The organism is Moorena sp., from assembly GCF_982860115.1.
In genome coordinates, this window is sequence record NZ_CEYLVT010000085.1 from 1 (window position 1) to 18,124 (window position 18,124).

Here is an 18,124-nt window from a genome sequence, read left to right on the forward strand (position 1 = left end):
TCCCTACTCCCTACTCCCTACTCCCTACTCCCTACTCCCTACTCCCTACTCCCTCACCCAATTCAAATATATAATTTTTTCCAATTTTCACACTTTCCAACTTATACATTGGGAATAGATATAAGCAATTGTTTCAGACATGATTGAACGCACTCCTTGACTAGAAAGCCACCACTGTTTTGGTTCATAGTCAAGGGAATTAGCAGCTATTGCTCCAACTTTAATCTCAGGAGCAAGAATTTGCTTAAATAGCAGCCAACTTCTGCGAGTATGAACATCAAACGAATAAAGATTAATCGATTTTATTGATTCATCAGACGTTAATAGCCACTCCCGTAACGCCTGAACCGATGCTAAGGTACGATTGACAGTAACATCTGGTGCTGGAACAGCAACTAATTTATCTGGCTCAAAACCCAGTGCCATAAACGTTGCCGCAGTCAGTTCAGCATAGGTTTTATACTCTGACAGATAATATCCTTTACGCAGAGGAAGGCCAGTGGTGATTAATTTTTGATAATTACCCCGATTAAATTCTTCCATGGCACCTTTTAAGGCATAGTCCGGTAGCCATCCTTCTACTACTAAGGCATCAGCCTTAATCGGAGAATTAATCGATAAAAATGGGTGGATATGGGTTAACATAAAGAGACTACACGTAATAATCAAAAAAATATTCAAAAACCATCCTTTAACCGTTAAACCCCACTGTTTTTGTCTACATACTAAACGCATGATTGGGACTTTTTATGAAAAATTATCTCGTCAATAGTCACTAGTCATTAGTGACCACAAATAAAGTCTCTTGTGGTCACTAATGTACGGTATAGTCCACGGTATAGAAAACCGTGGTTACCTAATCACTGATGACTAAGAATTACTGATGACTAATAAGGTCTAGAGCATCTCACTGTTTCTAGTACTTACCAATCAAAGTCCCATCTGTCCGGATTTTTTGAAAAAGGATGATCGTCAGTCCCCTTGCTTCCTTCGTTTATAGTATTGTTTTTTGGGAATTGACTAATGAGTAGTAGCAGATTAATTCTCTACAGGCTTCTTTTTGAGATATTCAAAAACCGACTTATCACCAATATCAGGTGGAATCGGTTGCAATACTTTACGCAGGGCAAACACCATAAACAAAACTGCCCAGAATCCTAACAGAATCATCTCCCAATCTGTAGACCAAAATCCCACGATATGTCCTAGTAACAGCATCGGGACTAGGGGAGTTAGGAATTTAGTTTCCAAGCGATTAAAGCAAAATGCTTCCTTGAAATAAATTCCGGTTAACGCTGCAAAGGTAAAACCAATTCCGAATAGAGAAATAGGATGGTTATAAATGTAGAGAGCAAGGGGCTCATTGCTGGAAAATGCCAGTACAATGGCGGAAATGCAACCAATGCCCCAAAAGATTTGTAGTAGGCGGTGCAGGGGGGCTAGATAAATATGAATGGTGACTAAGCTAACCCCTAGGGCAAGGCAGAATAAGCCATAAAGAGGAGTCAGGACATTTAAAATACTTGGGCTAGCTCCCTGCAATAGAATTAAATTACTCGCGATCGCAAAGCTCAAGGCTGCTACCACTAAGCCAGCGCGGTAGATAACTACGCCAATGCGATCGCTCTCGGTAATGGTAAATTCGCCAAACTGACCTTGGTAAACTACCGGTTCAGACGGTTGTAGTGATGTGGTCATAATATCCTGGAAAGGAACTCTGTACTAATGAACATTCTAATTTTTAATGCTTAATTCAACGGTATCTCCCCAATCCAGCTCTAATTGAGACTTAGCACTGCCACCGTTAACAGCAATTTCCACCCAACCATGACTACCAATGAGGGCAACGTACTCTCCAAGTGAGCAATTGCTGTAGGTTTGAGTATGGGGGATCATGCGATCGCTTATTTTAACCGACCAAGTTTTGCCATCAACCTCAGCTCCTGGGATATTGGTGATTAAATTGCCAAAATGGTCAACATATTGGATAGAACCAATAATCCCATCATCGGTTAGTCTTTTTATTGGCATATCTAGCGTTACCAAAGTGTTTGGGTCAATTACCTCTCCCAAGCTATCGATTGGTAAGCCACTAGCCAAGTGAGCTCCAACACTAGCAAAGATATCTCGACCATGAAACGTAGTGCTAGGATTTCTAGTGCGCCAGTAGGCTGAGTTGCTTAGCTCAACTGCTGCCATGACTGGGTATTTCTCCAAAACTCCACTGAATAGCCCATTATCTGGACCGACCAAGAAACCCTGTGAAAGTTGGATAGCGATCGCTCTTCGGTGACTGCCGACTCCTGGATCAACCACCGCCACATGAACTGTCCCAGCGGGAAAGTAGGGATAGGCATTGATCAAATTAAACCGAGCAGCAGCTAGGTTTTGAGGGGGGATTTGGTGAGTCAGGTCTACTATAGTCAAAGTTGGGTTAACTTGGGCAATGACACCCTTCATCACACCCACATAAACATCTTGTAAGCCAAAATCACTCAGGAGAGTAATAATCCGATTGTCAGGCATTGTTATCTCAAATCCAGTTGACTGATGATCATATCCCTTCTCGGGTAATCGGTAATCGCTCATGAGCCAGAATTGTTATGAGCTTCAAAGGCTTCCAACTTTAAACCTTAAACTTTCAACTTTCAACTTTCAACTTTCAAGCGTCAACCGTCAACCGCTGATTAAGGCTGAAGTATGAAGATATGAAAGCTAAAGCTGAAAGCTATCTCAAGCTGAAAGGTCAAGACTGAACGGATGAGTTAGGATAAGGATTAAATTGAATACCACTTAATAAGGCTAATCTACCGTAGAGCAAAGGTTCACTAATCATGTCTATGGACACATTACTGACTGAGGTATGGAAAGCTTGGAATAGCCACAATGGCTGGATGGCTTGGAATTTGTTTCTAGCATCAATACCATTAGCTCTAAGTTTTTGGCTATTCCGCAGTAAATATGGCTTACACTCCGGATTATGGTGGATAGGTTTAGGAGTTTTTATCCTATTTTTGCCCAATGCGCCCTATCTGCTCACCGATGTAATTCATCTAATTGAAGCCATTCGCACCAATTACTCAGTATGGACAATTACTCTAGTTGTTATTCCCCAACATCTGCTAGTTATCCTAACCGGTTTTGAAGCTTACGTTCTATCTGTGATTAACCTAGGTGAGTATTTGCAGCGGCAAAGGTTAGGAAAGTTGATCGTCTCAGCTGAGTTAATTACTCATGCTCTGTGCGCCTTTGGTATTTATCTAGGACGATTCCAACGCTTCAACAGCTGGGACTTGGTTGCTCAACCCAATAGCTTAGTCAAGGGCATGATTGATGATTTAACCTCGAAAGGTCCACTACTAGTGATGGCAGTAACCTTCGTGGTGCTAACAGTATTTTACTGGATCATGAAGCAAATAACCTTAGGAATTATGATGAGAATGCGCCACCAACCTTCTGGCAGCGCAGCTTCTAGATAACAGATTCCTGGATAACAGATTCACAGCTTCCAAAGTTTTATGGCTGATTACATTCAGCCTTTTCTTGACTGAAATCTGGCGTAGTATAGTTTTCCCTGTTGCGGTAGATATAGCCGTCAGGTTCGTTTTTGAAGATTACACCATTGGTAACTAACCCCAGAACATTTTGACCTGAACTGTTGAGAATTTCCATAGCCGCATTAGCGCTTGCAGAATCTATTTTTTCAGGTCGGGCTACCAGTAAAATGCCATCAGCCATTTTGCCCAAAATTGGCGCATCAGCCATACCAGCTAATGCTGGAGTATCTATGATAACGCAGTCATACTCTCGTGAAAACTTCTGCATCAGTAAAGCCATCTTCTGAGAGTCCAGAAGAGCCACAGGATTTGGAGGAATTACCCCAGCCATCAGAACATCAAGACCAGTCATTACTTCCCGTTTAGCCTGATGAAATTGAGCCTCACCCACCAGAATATTACTTAAACCCAAGGAGTTAGTTAGTTCCCAAAGATGATGTTGAGATGGATAACGCAGATCAGCATCGATTAGTAACACCCGGCGTCCTACTTGAGCCATAGCTGCAGCTAAATTAGCACAGACATGGGACTTGCCTTCCTTAGGAACAGAACTGGTTACTACAATCGATTGCAGTGGTCGATCAGAACTGATAAATTTCAGATTCGCTTGCAGAATTTGATAGGCTTCACCGATGACAGAGCGGGGCAAATCTCTCGGAAAAATGGGGAAAACATTATCTTGAGACGATCCCGCAAAATAGCTGGTACTGACCAGCTTGCCGTAATCTGGAATAACCCCTAACAAGGTATATCTAAACAACTCTTTTAACTCTTTGAGAGTATGAACCGATCTGTCTAAGAGGTCGATCAAGAAAGCCGTAGCGATCGCAACTAAGATACCAGCAAAAGCTCCCCCTGCCAGGATCAGGTTGATTGGGATTGGAATCGGCTTTTCAGGAACGATCGCCTCTGAAATAACACGGGCATTACCGACATTTTGATTTTCCGCAACTCTAGTTTCTTGTAGCTTGCTTAACAAAATTTGGTAAGTTGCCTGTGCAGCAGCTACCCGTCGCTCCAGTTCCCGCTGATTCTGCTCTAATTTCGGTAGGACTCTAGACCGCTGTTTGTAAGACGACTGAGTATTCCTCAGAACAGCTAGTTGGCTAGTCAGCCCTAAACGCTGTACCTCGGACTGAACCAGTTCTGCCGTCAGTTGTTGCTGGATTGGTCCAAACTCTAACAAACTCTTAACCGGTGGCGCTGATTGTTGGCTACCAATGACCTGGGCTATTCGCTCTTTTAGTAATTTTAATAGTGCAGCTTCCTGAAGAGCCAACTGAGCTACTGTCGGGTATTCATCGTTGAAGCGGGTGCGCTCCACTGCTAACTGAGCTTGTACCCCTTGGAGTTGTGTCAGTGCCTCCTGCACCCCAGTAGACTGCCTTAAAGACGTAGCTGCCACAGCTTGTTGTGCATCCAGACCGATCTTATTGCGCAAGCCCTCAGACTCAGCATTTATCTGTGCTAACTGAGCCTGAAGTTGAGAAATTTCGTCGTCTAATTTGGCAATCGACCCAACTGCAATGCTAGCTTCTTGTTGCAGGTCTAGTATTTTATTAGCTTCTTTGAATCTACGCAAATCCGCTTCTGCTTGGCTGACAGTAGCTTCAACTTTTGGAAGTTGTTTCTCAATAAAGTCACGAGCGGCGACAGCTTCCGCTCGGTTAGTTTGGATATCATTCTCTATGTAAACCTTAATCAGTGTGTTAACGATCCTTTCTGCCCAAGTAGGATCATAGGATTCATAGGAAATGGTTAGGATATCTGTCCCCGGAATTGGTTTGACACTCAGTTCTTTTAAAATGAAATCAGGAGAGAGAAATTCACCGTTTTTATCCCTGAGGTTGAGAGCTATGATTGTTTTTTCTATAATTGGTCTGGAAAGAATAATTTCTACTTCCGTAGATAAGGGGTCGCTCTGGCGAGCAACATTATCAATCGTGCCAGTTGGATTATCAACCCCGGTCAGAGAAGAAGAATTATCTGTCTTTAACAACAGTTGAGCTGCTGCTAAATAAACCGTTTTTTGAGAGAAAACATACCATGCGGCCAGACCGAAAACACCACCAAATGCTAGGCTTGCTGGCAAAAAACGCCGTTTAAAAACTAGCCAGTATTTATGAAAATCTATTTCTTCTGAATAATCTATAGCTTCCATAATTCCTCAGGAAAAATTTAATACTCACTGAAAAAAAATAGTAGATTACTCACCCTTTTTTCACCGTCAGAAGCTAGGTTTTTTTTTATAAATCTATCTATAGTTAGATGCTATCTAAATTAATATAAATTATGATGTTAGTTGATTACAGTTGATTAAGTTAGAGTTGTTAACAAGAATAAAAAAAATAACTATCATGTATATTTGGTTTTAGTGTTAATTTTATAAATTTTTATGGTAATGGGGAATAGTTTGGTAGTCATCACAATTCCCAGTTACCCATTACTAATTACCAAATATTACACTATTAATGCTTCCAGACATGATATAAATCGTCTTTTGATTACTCTTGTACTAAAGTTTATCTGCTTTTCCCTTCGAGGGCGAAGCATTTGTATACAAACTGGCATTCTTAGAGCTACTCTTTAAGCTACATATCCAGGTACAAATACTTCGCCCCAACCTACAAAGGGTTTGGGTAGATTTAGCTAGCGTGTTGTCGATACCAGTCGATAGTATTCTTCAACCCCTGCTTAAACTCTATCTCAGCAGTGAAGTTAAACTTCTCCTTGGCTCGTTCAATATCCAGACAACGGCGAGGCTGACCATTGGGTTTATCAGTTTCCCAGACAATTTCTCCCTTAAATTCCATCAATTCGCAAATCAACTCAACTAAATCGCGAATTGAGATTTCATAGGCTGTACCCAAATTAACTGGCTCTGGCTGATTGTAATCCGTGGTAGCCATCACAATACCCCGTGCTGCATCGGTTGAGTAGAGAAACTCACGGGTAGGACTGCCATCACCCCACGCAAGCAATGTCATTTCTCCTTTTTGCTGCGCTTCATAGACTTTACGGATTAGGGCAGGGATTACGTGGGAACTGCTGGGGTCGAAATTATCTTCCGGACCATACAAGTTCACCGGTAACAGGTAGATGCCATTGAATCCGTACTGTTGCCGATAGGCTTGTAGCTGGACTAAAAGAGCTTTCTTAGCAACCCCATAAGGGGCATTGGTTTCTTCGGGATAACCATCCCAGAGGTTATCTTCTTTGAAGGGTACTGGTGTGAATTTGGGATAGGCACAGATGGTACCAACACAGACAAATTTTTCCACACCAGCTTCATAGGCGGCATGAATTAGCTGAGTACCCATCATTAAATTGTCATAGAATAGCTCAGCTGGCTTTTCTCGATTAAGACCAATGCCACCAACGTGAGCAGCAAGATGAATGATGATATCCTGCTGATCCACAGCTCTTTGACAGTTCTCTAAAGAACGGAGGTCATAATCACGCGATCGCGGAATACTAATTTTCTGTGCATCCGCTCCAGCTGTACACAACTGATCCACTACCTGACGTCCTAGAAATCCAGCTCCACCAGTAACTAGAATCCTCTTATTACTAAGATCTAAACTTTCCATTTATTTGTCATCCTTGCCTAGCTTTTGGAGAACTATCACCGTCTGGTGCATCGCAATGCAAGCAGGAATATACTGAGTCATTATTCAACACAAATCCTATCGATCCGGATTTGTGGTTGCTGATGTATTGGCTTGCACTACTGATGCTACCTTCACAGTCAGTCATAGACTAACGGATTAGTCAACCATCGTAGCTACACCTTGACGGATATAGGCTTGATCATTCAACGGTTGAGTACTTTTGCCATTAGGGAGCGACAGACCCAAGGCTTGTAAATCCGCTTCTACCATTAAACCTACCAACTGCTCAAAGGTTACAGATGGCTCCCAACCTAGTGTCTTGTTTGCCTTGGTGGGGTCACCAATTAGTATATCTACTTCGGCAGGACGCAAATAACGCTCGTCAAACTCCACATAATTATTCCAATCGAGATTGACATATTTGAAGGCAATCTCTAAAAATTCCTTAACTGAGTGGGTTTCACCAGTCGCTACCACATAATCATCTGGTTTGTCTTGCTGGAGCATCAGCCACATGGCCTTGACATAGTCCTTCGCGTAACCCCAGTCTCGCTTAGAATCAAGATTACCCAGGTAGAGTTTTTTCTGCTGACCTCCGACAATTCGGGCAATTGCTCGGGTAATCTTGCGGGTTACAAAGGTTTCCCCTCGACGGGGTGATTCGTGGTTAAATAGTATACCGTTGCAGGCAAACATACCATAGGATTCACGATAGTTTATAGTTTGCCAGTGAGCATACACCTTAGCACAAGCATAGGGAGAGCGTGGATAAAATGGAGTAGTTTCCATTTGGGGTATCTCCTGTACTTTGCCAAACATCTCAGAAGAACCAGCTTGATAGAAACGCACGTCGATACCGGTGCGCTGACGATAGTCCCGAATCGCCTCCAAAAGTCGGAGAGTACCCATTCCCACCGAGTCAACGGTATATTCTGGGGAGTCAAAACTGACCCGAACATGGGATTGAGCCCCTAAGTTATAAATTTCCGATGGCTTAACCGCCTCTAAGATCCGGCGTAGGGTCACACCATCAGTCAAATCACCGTAGTGTAAGAAGAACCGTGCGTTTTCATTGTGGGGGTCTACATAGATATGGTCAATGCGATCTGTGTTGAAGGTGGAGGTCCTTCGGATAATACCGTGAACCTCATAGCCCTTTTCTAGCAACAACTCACTCAAGTAGGAACCGTCTTGACCTGTAATTCCAGTGATTAGCGCTCTCTTTGGTTCCGTCATTTTTTACTTTTCCTGTAACGTAATGTGGGCAATTTTGGTAGATATTGCTTCCCGAGAAAATCTCCCATGCAAACTTCCCAGTTTGCATGGGAGTTAATCATCACCAGGTTAACTCAAAAATTTATTTGTGGCTGTAGTGAATTTACCGTAAATAAACTCTCAGGAAAAATTTCACATATTCTCCACAGAAAGTTTAAACTTCTAGATTAATAGAATTATTTAAATACTAAAATAGTGTTGACGTAAATTAATTTTTGGGGTAAAAAAATGCTATTAGTTTTTTTGAGTTTAAACGATCAGGATGTTTTTTATTTTTTTTTAATAGTTTTTTTATGGAAATATCTTTCCATAATATGGAGCATACTAGTTTAATAAATGCGTCGCCACTAAGGCAGTATTATTGCCTATATATCGGGAATAAGCATACCACCTCAAAGGGTGTAGTGAACGTTAAAAACTTTACAAAATTATCATAATTACGCAGGTGATAAGTTCTCAATTTTTATGAGTATGGGCAGGTTAATTAGGTGGTCTAGCCCCATGCTTTAGGATGAGGGCGACTTTGGAAACACTGGTTTAGTCAAGCATCAAACAAAATTAAGTGTACGGCATTATATTTATATAGGAAGTATACCCGTTTTTCAAAATCATCCTGTTATGGGATAATTTTTATGTATAAATAAGCTGATGGTCGTTAATTTTTTTGTGCTCGCTTTATAGTAACTATTTTTATAACCAAAATCCTCTGAATACAATTAAATTAATTGCAGATTAAATCATTATATAAATTTATAATAATTTTTTAAAAAAATAGTAGGGTTTTATTTTTTTAAAAAAATTAAAACATTATTGGTTTTTATTATTATAAAAACTTGCATTGCTTGATAAGTATCCTATCCAATTATTTAGCCTGAAATACCATTGAGTATTAGTTCTAATAATTTGGTTTTCATCGGATATTAATCAATGGAGTTGTCTAGGATGGGACTACCCTTAACTGAAACCTATAGATTTGATATACGTGATCCTATTTTTGCAAAACTTCGTCGCAATACCTATGCGGTATGGCTTCGCATCGTTACATTAGTTTTCACTGATGTATTCATGCTATTGATGGCATGGTTAATTGCGGTTACTTTTAGTAAGTATATAAATAATGATTGGGGAATAGTCAATCAAGCAATACTAGTTTATATAGTCATACCCTGGGAAATTTTATTGATTGCTTTACAAGACCTTTATAATTCTGGGAACAAACGCCGTGACTACTTAGCTCTAGCCCAGACAATCACTGTTGCCCAGATTAGTCTACTCGTTATTGCTTGCCTGTATCAGCCCGATCAATTTGTGATTCAACCAATTTATAGTTTATTGTGGCTATTAAGCCTCGCTCTTGTCTGCATCGGACGCTTAGGAATAGATTTTTTTCTGAGACGACTTCGCAAAAAAGGCTTACTTCGCTATCCAACCCTGATCATCTGTTCACCAGAACAACAACAAAAAGCAATTCAAATACTGGAAAACGAAGATTGTTATGGTATTATTCAATTTTTCGATATTAATTTATTAGATAAATCGAACATATCAGATTTTATTAAAGAAATTCGTGCTTTAGACGTAGCCGAAGTCTTTGTTTGCTCTTGGAACAAGGTACAAGATTATATGTTCTTTTACTGGAGTCTCAGAAATGCAGGTATCACCTTGCGAATTTTGTGTACAGAATTAGGACCTATTTACCAAAACTTGGAGATGTCTAGTATAGGTGGTGTGCCTACCCTAGGGTTTTCTCCCCCTCTAATTACTGGTATTGACTTTTGGACAAAAAGATGTTTTGATTTTGTGCTTTCTGTCTTAGGAATAATTGTGCTTTTGCCACTGTTTGTCACTATTTCTATGTTAATCAAGCTTGATTCCCCAGGACCGATATTTTACAAACAGGAAAGAGTTGGTTTACATAATAAACGATTTAAGACTTGGAAATTTCGCAGTATGTTTGTGGATGCTGACCAACGTCTCAAAGAGCTAGAAGCTCGTAATGAAATGAAAGATGGTGTTCTATTTAAGATAAAAGATGATCCACGGATTACTAAAGTAGGAAAATTTATCCGCCGTTATAGCCTAGATGAAATTCCCCAATTACTTAACGTTATTTGTGGAGAAATGAGTTTAGTTGGTCCTAGACCCTTGCCAATCAGAGATGTCAATAAATTCTCTGAACACCACTTTATACGTCATGCAGTTTTACCAGGAATAACCGGACTTTGGCAAGTGTCCGGTCGTTCCGATATTACGTCTTTTGAAGAAGTGGTACGTCTAGATACTTTGTACATGGAAAATTGGTCACTGTGGCTAGATTTGAATATTTTAGTAAAAACTGCCATAGTGCTTTTCCAAAAAAAAGGCGCTTACTAGTAACATCAGTTCGAGATCAGCAATTTTATCCAGAAGTCACGAGTGAAGAAAGGGTAGTATGGGCGCGCATAGGGCTTAAGCTTACGGCTTGAGGTGTGCTTGACCCATTAAAAATTCAATTCGCCACGGGTCGCACCTAAAGTATCAGGTAAATTTCCTAAACCAATAACAATTTCTATCCTAAGAGAGAGATAATGTTCCTCAATTTTTGGGATTATTCACAATAATTAGTTAGGGGTATTTTTCTACACTGGTATAAAAAAACTATGGTTATTGAGCTAACTGTTGCCATCCCAACATACAACGGTCAGAAGCGTCTACCAGAAGTCTTAGATCGACTGCGAGACTGTTGCCAGCAAGACCAACTGAACTGGGAAGTTATTGTTATTGACAACAACAGCACTGACGGCACTGCTAAGCTTGTTGAGGCTTATCAAGCCAATTGGCCAACGCAATATCCCTTGAGGTATTGTTTTGAACCGAAACAAGGGGCAGCTTATGCCAGATGCCGTGCCATTCAGGAAGCTAGAGGTGAACTAGTGGGTTTCCTAGACGATGACACGATTCCATCAATGTCTTGGATAGCTGCTGCTTACACCTTTGGCAAATCTCACCCTACTTCTGGTGCTTATGGTAGTCAAATCCATGGTGTTTTTGAAGTCACTCCTCCAGCAAATTTTGATAAACTTGCGCCCTTTTTAGCAATCACTGAACGTGGTTGTGAGCCATTACTTTATGAACCTCACAAAAAATTACTACCACCTTCAGCTGGGTTGGTTGTGCGAAAACAAGCTTGGTTAGAGAGTATGCCCTCTCGGCCTATTTTGACTGGGCGAACTAAGAGCAGTATGTTAACTGGGGAAGATTTAGAGATGCTGTCTCGTATCCAAGCTAAGGGCTGGGAAATCTGGTACAATCCAGCTATGGAAATTGAGCACAAAATCCCTAGCTGGCGTCTGAAACGTGAGTATTTAATTCCATTTTTCCGTGGGATTGGTTTAAGTCGTCATGTGACCCGGATGTTGAGTGTAAAACCTTGGCTAAGACCGTTGGCAACTCTGGCTTACATGACCAACGATTTGCGCAAAATTACCTTTCACTGGCTCAAGCATGGTAGCTCTATCAAGTCTGATTTAATTGCCGCTTGCCAAATGGAGTTGTTTATGAGTAGTCTATGGAGTCCTTTTTACCTCCGTAAACATGGGTATTTTGCTGAGTATGATAACTAGTTTAAAAGGTTTAACAGGGGTAATAAACTGGGAGAGGGAAGTCATAAATTGGTCATAAATTTACCATAAATTGTGATATTATAACGGAAATAGGCAACACTTAAAAATGCGATTGGCCGTAGGCCACGCTACGCTCCGGAAGCGTTTCGGCAAAGCCGACGCTACGCGAACGCAAAGCGTGGCCGAAAGGCCTCAGCTTCCGCGCTTGAGCGAACGCTTAGCGGTGCCTTGTTCTGTTGGCGTTTTGCTGCTCATGTGGGATTTTCTTGAAATACTCACGCTCTTTAAGCCGATTGTCTACTTCTGAGTAGCTTTGATAACTGATCTGAGTAGCGAGGGTGGAGCAACCCCAGTACCTCCTGTTTCTTGTAAGTGAGAGTCAAAGCATCCATAATCCCTTCCAGCCATCCTTGCCGATTTCTAAACAGCCAACGCTGCAGTTCTTTTAGGGGCATTCCAGCCACCGCTTCAGTGGGCAAAGCAGTTAGAATTTCGAGAGGGACAATAAAACCAAGAGACACTTCCCCATAGGTAACCATAGGTAATTCAGTTCCTGACTGCCAGCGTGTGCGATCAGAACGTGCTTTGGTAGAAAGTTGGGCAAGGGAAACTTGGTGGTAAAGAAAAGTCATAGTTATCGATTCAATGTTTTCCCATGCCATACTGGAAAATCCCAGCTGGCATCACTAAAACTCAGAATTCCCAGCTAGCCAACACCTGTAACTAAACACCTGTAACTAACAGAGTTTCTGAACGAACGCAGATGGCACCTTTATCAAAATCTTGGCCTGTTCACGTCTTTGTGGTTTAACCAATTTTGGTTTCACTAAAACCCCATTATCCATGCTGCCATTTTTACTAAATTTCACCCTGGCTCAAGCCACCCCAGCACCAACACCTCAAGTAGAAATCGTGCAACTCCAAGAAATACGCCCTCTACCAGGACAATTAGATAATGTACCGGTATTCAACAGCAACAGTCCCGAACTAGTACAGACTGAAGGAATTTTACTGTCCACATTTCCCCCTTCTGACAAAGCGAACCCAGGGGCTCACTTAAACTTTCCATTTCAGGGGCGCTTTGATATCTTTGCCCACCATGTTGCCAAAGCACCCACCCTAGATGATTTGCGCACCCTCTATCTAGGGATTATCCTCCACAATCCGGGCAAAGAAGCAGTAACAGTAGATATTATTGAGGCAGCTAGTTACCTGAGTCAGCCTGATGCACCATTTATCGAATTACCCTCCCAAGTAGATAATTCTTCCGGTAGAGTTTATGCTGGGCCTGGTAGCCGAGTGATGAGTGATATCCTCCGTGGAGGTAGGCAAGACGGATTTCCTGCCCAATTGGTGATTCAGCCTCAGCAAAGCCACATGTTGCTGAATCTCCCAATTCCAGTGCGAACCTTGACACCACCGATTAATGGTCGCTCAACGTTGATGCGGTTATACAGTGATGGAAAGGTATACGCCGCTAGTCTTGCTCAGTATGCACCTAAGAATAGTAATGGCAATGAACGCTCTCCTACTATAGCTCAATGGCAGCATTTATTAGAGCAAGGGGAGTTAGCCGGACCACGCGATCGCGCCCCGACTGCTCCGATGGCTACTACTGGTTCAATTATCTACGGTCGAGTGGCAGGAGTAGCCCGAGGCTCTAGATGGCAAGCTCAGTTAGTGGATAATCCTACTGCTCAATCTCTAACTATTCCGCAACCGGGAAAAGCTTTTTCCTACGGACTGAGTACCCTCCATCACGGCAGGTTAGGTACTGGTCAAATTCAGAGTGGGCCGATGTTAGTCCGTTATCCAGATACCGCCTATTTTGCCCATGGTAACTATGGGGTGCAATACAGCCTGACCTTGCCACTGATTAATCCCACCCGGGATACTCAAACGGTCACCCTGGCTATTGAGACACCAATTAAACAAGATCAAATCCAGGGAGGATTAAGGTTTTTAAAGGCACCAGCTAAGCAAATATTTTTCCGAGGGACAGTGCAATTGAGCTATAAGGATGATGAAGGTTTACCTCGGACGCGCTATGTGCATTTGGTACAACGGCGTGGTGAGCAGGGGGATACCCTAGTGAGGTTGCAGATGCCACCCCTTGAGCAACGGCTGGTGCAAGTCGATTTTCTCTATCCACCAGACTCGACACCCCCCCAAGTTTTAACTGTTCGGACACATCATTAATAAAAATCTGCCCATCTCCCCATCTCTGGATTTCCTGGTGCCTGGCTCCCACATTGTGATTATGGGTATTAAACCTAACTTGATATCATAGGGTGGTGGGAGGGTCGATAGTATGTCAGATCAGTCAGATCAGGTTCTACGTATCAATGTAAATTGATATTGTAGTCAATGTAATAATTTCATGAAATGATCAGTTGATTATTTCGATAGGTAGATAAAATGTTACAATCTAACTTACTAGACTGAAAAAGTCAAACAATGATCAGTGTCTTCCTATGTTTTCCTGTGAGCATCCTGCCTTGCGAGTTCTTGTAGTTGACGACCATGAACTAACTCGATATAGCCTTCAGTTAGCATTTTCCGCTCAGGAGAATATTGAGATAGTTGCTCTTGCTAGTAACGGGAAAGAAGCCATTGATATGGTAGAGTGCCATCGCCCGGATGTTATAGTACTTGATCTACAAATGCCTATGATGGATGGTCTCAGTGCAGCCACCCGGATCAAAAGCCTAGAGCCAGAGACTAAAATCATTGCCTACTCTTCAGTAGAAGACCCCCAAATTGAAGTGATGAGCCAAACTGCTCCCGTTGATATCTTCTGTAGGAAAGATGTTGCCACCTCAGATCTAATTAATTTAGTTAGGGAAATGGGGAGGGATAAAGTTAACCGTCTACAACCACTAGCTAAAATTAGCTGAGAAAGGAAAACTAGAATAAGGCGCTGCTAAACTAAGGAATTATGCAGTTATAGTCAGCTGATTTACTAATTATCTATTACCTTCAGTTATTCCATTAATCAGCAACGCCAATTATTTGAGGCATCAGTTAGCCTTTTTATTCGGGGAAAGTACGCTTAAATTCATCGATTAAGTCATCGAGCTCTTCGAGAGCCTGATTAACATCAATTCTGAGGGTTCCCAAATCGGGTTGCTCCAGAAGCCTTAATAAGGATTCCCGTTTACTCGTGATTAAGGTAATTCGCTCCTTAATTTTTTCCAACTCCATTTTTGGCTGTCTCTTATCTACAAGAATTTTATGATAACGATCAGATTTTATCATAAAAAAGGGGGAATAAGGTATTTAACAGAAAGACTTGGTGCATTGATTACTTCATTCTTACTACTTACCTGCAGTCGGGAATATCGCTTAAGTAAGTAATCACAGTATTGGGTTCATGTAATGATGGGGAGATGGGGGATAGGGCAGATAGGAGTGGATAAAATTCACCCCACCATATATTGATAATTTTGTCAACTTTTATGACTTGACCACCACTCTAGGATAATAAAACTGGAGTTATTTCTGTTACATAGCTAAATAATGTTACCCCGAACTTCCCTAGGAACTCTAGGTCTATCCATTGGTGGATTACTTGCCCTAATCGGCTTTGTTGCCTACGCTACCGATAATGCCACCCTGAATCTAGTGGGATTCTTTTACGGAATTCCGATTCTACTAGGAGGTCTTGCCCTCAAAGCTGCGGAGTTAAAGCCTGTAGAATTAAGCCAAGCAACAATTCCTGAAGTCCTGACGCTGCGAGAGCAAAGCGCCACCCCAATCCAAAACCAGATTCGCAAAGACGTAATGCGATATCGCTATGGTCAAGAAGCCCATCTAGATAGTTCCTTGGAAAGCCTTGGTTTATCTCCTACTGATGAAGAAAGACCTGTGTTGATGGGGTTACGAGAAACTTCGGTGGATGGTGCTTATGCCTTAATTCTCGAATTTGACTCCCCACTAATTCCTTTTGAGACTTGGCTCAAAAAGCAGGAAAAACTAGAAAAATTCTTTGGACCTGGTATTAAAGTAGATTTAACCCAACTTGAAGAAGACCAGGTTGATCTAGCACTAGTGGCAATACCCGAAGAAAGCACCAGCGTGTAAAGAGCTTACCTTTGAAGCTCCCCGCTGTTACCTAGACGGGGATTCTCAGTTTAAACAGTCTGTCATATACCGTCCCGTCACGCTGAGCGCCGAGTTGTTGCCTAGACATCGGCGCTCAGCGTTGCTGTTCTGTTGTCGGTATAGTTTTTAGAGGCGCACTACATACCACTGTAAATACTCTCCAGGTCCTACATCTAATTCACAGCTGGTCTCCATCAAATACTGTCCTTGCTCCTCCAAAGAGGTTAAATGCTGCAAATCCCTTGGCAAATCATCCTGACGATTTGCCAAGATTGCCATTAACTTTGACTTTAACTCCATTGCAGTCAGAATCACCTCTGGTTGATTAGTTTCGAGAACTACATACCCATCTTCCTGGAACATTATAGAATTAGGCATATCTTAGATCAAATCTGCTTTCTTCCTTCGTTTATAATCTTAGGTTGTTCGTGATTCTTTGGGTCTTCGCGGTGACTAAAAAAACTATTCCTTTGTCAACCTATTCCCTAAGAGCTAAGAAGCCCTGATCGATATGTTCCTTTCTCTCAACTACGAGCCAGCCTTAGAATCCCTGGGATATGACTATTTTGACGAAGTAGCAGCAGCAGAATTTCCCAGGCATATCCTGAGGTTTCGTAACGACCAATTGCTACCCCGTATTGGATTAAATCCCCAAGACACTAACGACCAAGACTTTATCCAAGCTTTCGGTAAATTTCAGGGAGTTCGACCATTTTTAGCCCTGCGCTACCATGGCTATCAATTTGGTGAATATAACCCTAGACTAGGGGATGGCAGAGGTTTTCTCTATGGTCAAGTAAGAGGTATCGATGGGGAACTTTATGACTTCGGTACCAAAGGCTCTGGCACCACACCCTACTCCCGAACTGCTGATGGTAGACTGACCCTCAAAGGAGGGGTGCGGGAAGTACTTGCAGCTGAAGCCTTGCACCATCTTGGCGTTTTGACCTCCCGTTGTCTGAGCCTGATTGAAACTGGTGAGCAACTCTGGCGAGGTGATGAACCTTCTCCAACTCGCTCATCAGTTATAGTACGTTTTAGCCGTTCCCATATCCGGTTTGGTACCTTTGAGCGACTGCATTACTTTAAGCGTCCGGATTTAATCAAGAAGCTATTAGACCATGTGATTGAGCAATACTACCCAAGCATAATCCCCTTAAAAGAGGATAACAAACAGGAGCAGTATGCTCAGTTTTACGCTGAGTTGGTGGAACGAGTGGCTCGATTGGCAGCCCAGTGGATGGCAGCGGGTTTTTGTCACGCTGTCTTAAATACCGACAATATGTCGATTACTGGGGAAAGTTTTGATTATGGACCTTATGCCTTTATCCCTACCTATGACCCTAAGTTTACCGCTGCTTACTTTGACTATTACAGGCGCTATAGTTACGGCAATCAACCTGGAATTTGTCACTTAAATTTAGAAATGCTTCAGCAACCGTTAGGGATGGTAATCCCAACATCGGAGATGGAAGCAGGTTTAGCCGAGTTTGGGAAACATTATTACCGCAATTATCGGCACTTGATGCTGAATAAACTGGGATTTGAACAGTTGCCAGAGTCGGAAGAGTCAGAGTTATTGAGGTTAACGATTCAGTTCCTGCAAGATACTCAGGTGGGTTATCACGCTTTCTTTGCTGAATTAGCCCAACAGTTTGATAAGAGTTGGCGAGATGATGTTAGTCAGATCATGAGCCGAGAATCCTTTTGGGATTCAGATGCTCAGTATTCCTCCCTAGCAGATTGGCGCAATTTATACCATCACCTTTTACAAAATTTATCAGTTGATCAGCTCAAGGATATGTCAGCACTTCTGGGAGATAAGAATCCGCAAACTGCTTTACTCAGACCTGTCATTGAAGCAGTTTGGGAGCCAATTACTCAGGAAGATAATTGGGAGCCATTTTATGAGTTGTTAAGGAAACTACAAGCTAAACAATGAAAAAGCGCTCGCACTGAAATAGTGATTAGTTCT

At 42.0% G+C, this 18,124-nt stretch carries 16 protein-coding genes; 7 read left to right on the forward strand and 9 right to left on the reverse strand.

Annotated elements, in window-relative coordinates:
• Positions 1-87 precede the first annotated feature (87 nt).
• From AC4II3_RS16090 to AC4II3_RS16100, 3 genes are all read right to left on the reverse strand, one after another.
• Positions 88-645, reverse strand: coding sequence for an ElyC/SanA/YdcF family protein (locus AC4II3_RS16090; RefSeq protein WP_488014983.1), 558 nt, complete (start codon positions 643-645; stop codon positions 88-90).
• Positions 646-1,038: 393 nt separating this feature from the next.
• Positions 1,039-1,698, reverse strand: coding sequence for a DUF2301 domain-containing membrane protein (locus tag AC4II3_RS16095; protein WP_488014985.1), 660 nt, complete (start codon positions 1,696-1,698; stop codon positions 1,039-1,041).
• 36 nt (positions 1,699-1,734) lie between these two features.
• The gene (locus AC4II3_RS16100; protein ID WP_488014987.1) at positions 1,735-2,526 is read right to left on the reverse strand and encodes an SAM hydrolase/SAM-dependent halogenase family protein; all 792 of its coding nucleotides are present in this window, start codon (positions 2,524-2,526) and stop codon (positions 1,735-1,737) included.
• A 314-nt stretch (positions 2,527-2,840) separates the two neighbouring features.
• On the opposite strand from AC4II3_RS16100, the gene AC4II3_RS16105 reads away from it, so the two are divergent.
• Positions 2,841-3,479 (forward strand): DUF1361 domain-containing protein, encoded by a 639-nt coding sequence (locus AC4II3_RS16105; protein ID WP_488014995.1) that lies wholly within the window; start codon positions 2,841-2,843, stop codon positions 3,477-3,479.
• A gap of 37 nt (positions 3,480-3,516) precedes the next feature.
• Here the strand turns inward: AC4II3_RS16105 and AC4II3_RS16110 are convergent, their stop codons facing one another.
• From AC4II3_RS16110 to gmd, 3 genes are all read right to left on the reverse strand, one after another.
• Positions 3,517-5,718, reverse strand: a complete 2,202-nt coding sequence (locus AC4II3_RS16110; protein WP_488014989.1) for a GumC family protein — start codon at positions 5,716-5,718, stop codon at positions 3,517-3,519.
• Positions 5,719-6,202: 484 nt separating this feature from the next.
• Positions 6,203-7,147, reverse strand: coding sequence for a GDP-L-fucose synthase family protein (locus AC4II3_RS16115; protein ID WP_488014991.1), 945 nt, complete (start codon positions 7,145-7,147; stop codon positions 6,203-6,205).
• Between the two features lie 177 nt (positions 7,148-7,324).
• Entirely contained in the window at positions 7,325-8,404 is a 1,080-nt protein-coding gene (gene gmd, locus AC4II3_RS16120; protein WP_488014993.1) for a GDP-mannose 4,6-dehydratase, read from the reverse strand.
• Between the two features lie 981 nt (positions 8,405-9,385).
• On the opposite strand from gmd, the gene AC4II3_RS16125 reads away from it, so the two are divergent.
• Both AC4II3_RS16125 and hpsE read left to right on the forward strand, forming a co-directional pair.
• Positions 9,386-10,816 carry a sugar transferase gene (locus tag AC4II3_RS16125; protein WP_488010594.1) on the forward strand — a complete coding sequence of 477 codons (1,431 nt, stop codon included), beginning with the start codon at positions 9,386-9,388 and terminating at the stop codon, positions 10,814-10,816.
• 266 nt (positions 10,817-11,082) lie between these two features.
• Positions 11,083-12,045 (forward strand): hormogonium polysaccharide biosynthesis glycosyltransferase HpsE, encoded by a 963-nt coding sequence (hpsE, locus tag AC4II3_RS16130; protein ID WP_488010592.1) that lies wholly within the window; start codon positions 11,083-11,085, stop codon positions 12,043-12,045.
• Between the two features lie 284 nt (positions 12,046-12,329).
• On the opposite strand, the gene AC4II3_RS16135 is transcribed toward hpsE, so the two are convergent.
• Complete coding sequence (locus tag AC4II3_RS16135; RefSeq protein WP_488010590.1) at positions 12,330-12,677, reverse strand: hypothetical protein; 348 nt, start codon at positions 12,675-12,677, stop codon at positions 12,330-12,332.
• Between the two features lie 211 nt (positions 12,678-12,888).
• Between AC4II3_RS16135 and AC4II3_RS16140 the strand changes: the two genes are divergently transcribed.
• Together AC4II3_RS16140 and AC4II3_RS16145 are read left to right on the forward strand one after the other, a co-directional pair.
• Positions 12,889-14,244, forward strand: a complete 1,356-nt coding sequence (locus tag AC4II3_RS16140; protein ID WP_488010588.1) for a DUF3370 domain-containing protein — start codon at positions 12,889-12,891, stop codon at positions 14,242-14,244.
• Positions 14,245-14,519: 275 nt separating this feature from the next.
• Positions 14,520-14,942, forward strand: a complete 423-nt coding sequence (locus tag AC4II3_RS16145) for a response regulator (protein WP_488010586.1) — start codon at positions 14,520-14,522, stop codon at positions 14,940-14,942.
• A gap of 136 nt (positions 14,943-15,078) precedes the next feature.
• On the opposite strand, the gene AC4II3_RS16150 is transcribed toward AC4II3_RS16145, so the two are convergent.
• Positions 15,079-15,303, reverse strand: coding sequence for a hypothetical protein (locus AC4II3_RS16150; RefSeq protein WP_488029371.1), 225 nt, complete (start codon positions 15,301-15,303; stop codon positions 15,079-15,081).
• A gap of 261 nt (positions 15,304-15,564) precedes the next feature.
• On the opposite strand from AC4II3_RS16150, the gene AC4II3_RS16155 reads away from it, so the two are divergent.
• Positions 15,565-16,128, forward strand: coding sequence for a DUF2854 domain-containing protein (locus tag AC4II3_RS16155; protein WP_488010583.1), 564 nt, complete (start codon positions 15,565-15,567; stop codon positions 16,126-16,128).
• Positions 16,129-16,275: 147 nt separating this feature from the next.
• Here AC4II3_RS16155 and AC4II3_RS16160 read toward each other — a convergent pair whose 3' ends face one another.
• Positions 16,276-16,527 (reverse strand): CRR7 family NDH-1 assembly protein, encoded by a 252-nt coding sequence (locus AC4II3_RS16160; RefSeq protein ID WP_070391149.1) that lies wholly within the window; start codon positions 16,525-16,527, stop codon positions 16,276-16,278.
• Positions 16,528-16,660: 133 nt separating this feature from the next.
• Here AC4II3_RS16160 and AC4II3_RS16165 point away from each other — a divergent pair, with 133 nt between their 5' ends.
• On the forward strand, positions 16,661-18,091 hold the full coding sequence (locus AC4II3_RS16165) for a protein adenylyltransferase SelO (protein ID WP_488010581.1): 1,431 nt from the start codon (positions 16,661-16,663) through the stop codon (positions 18,089-18,091).
• The last annotated feature ends 33 nt before the right edge of the window (positions 18,092-18,124 follow it).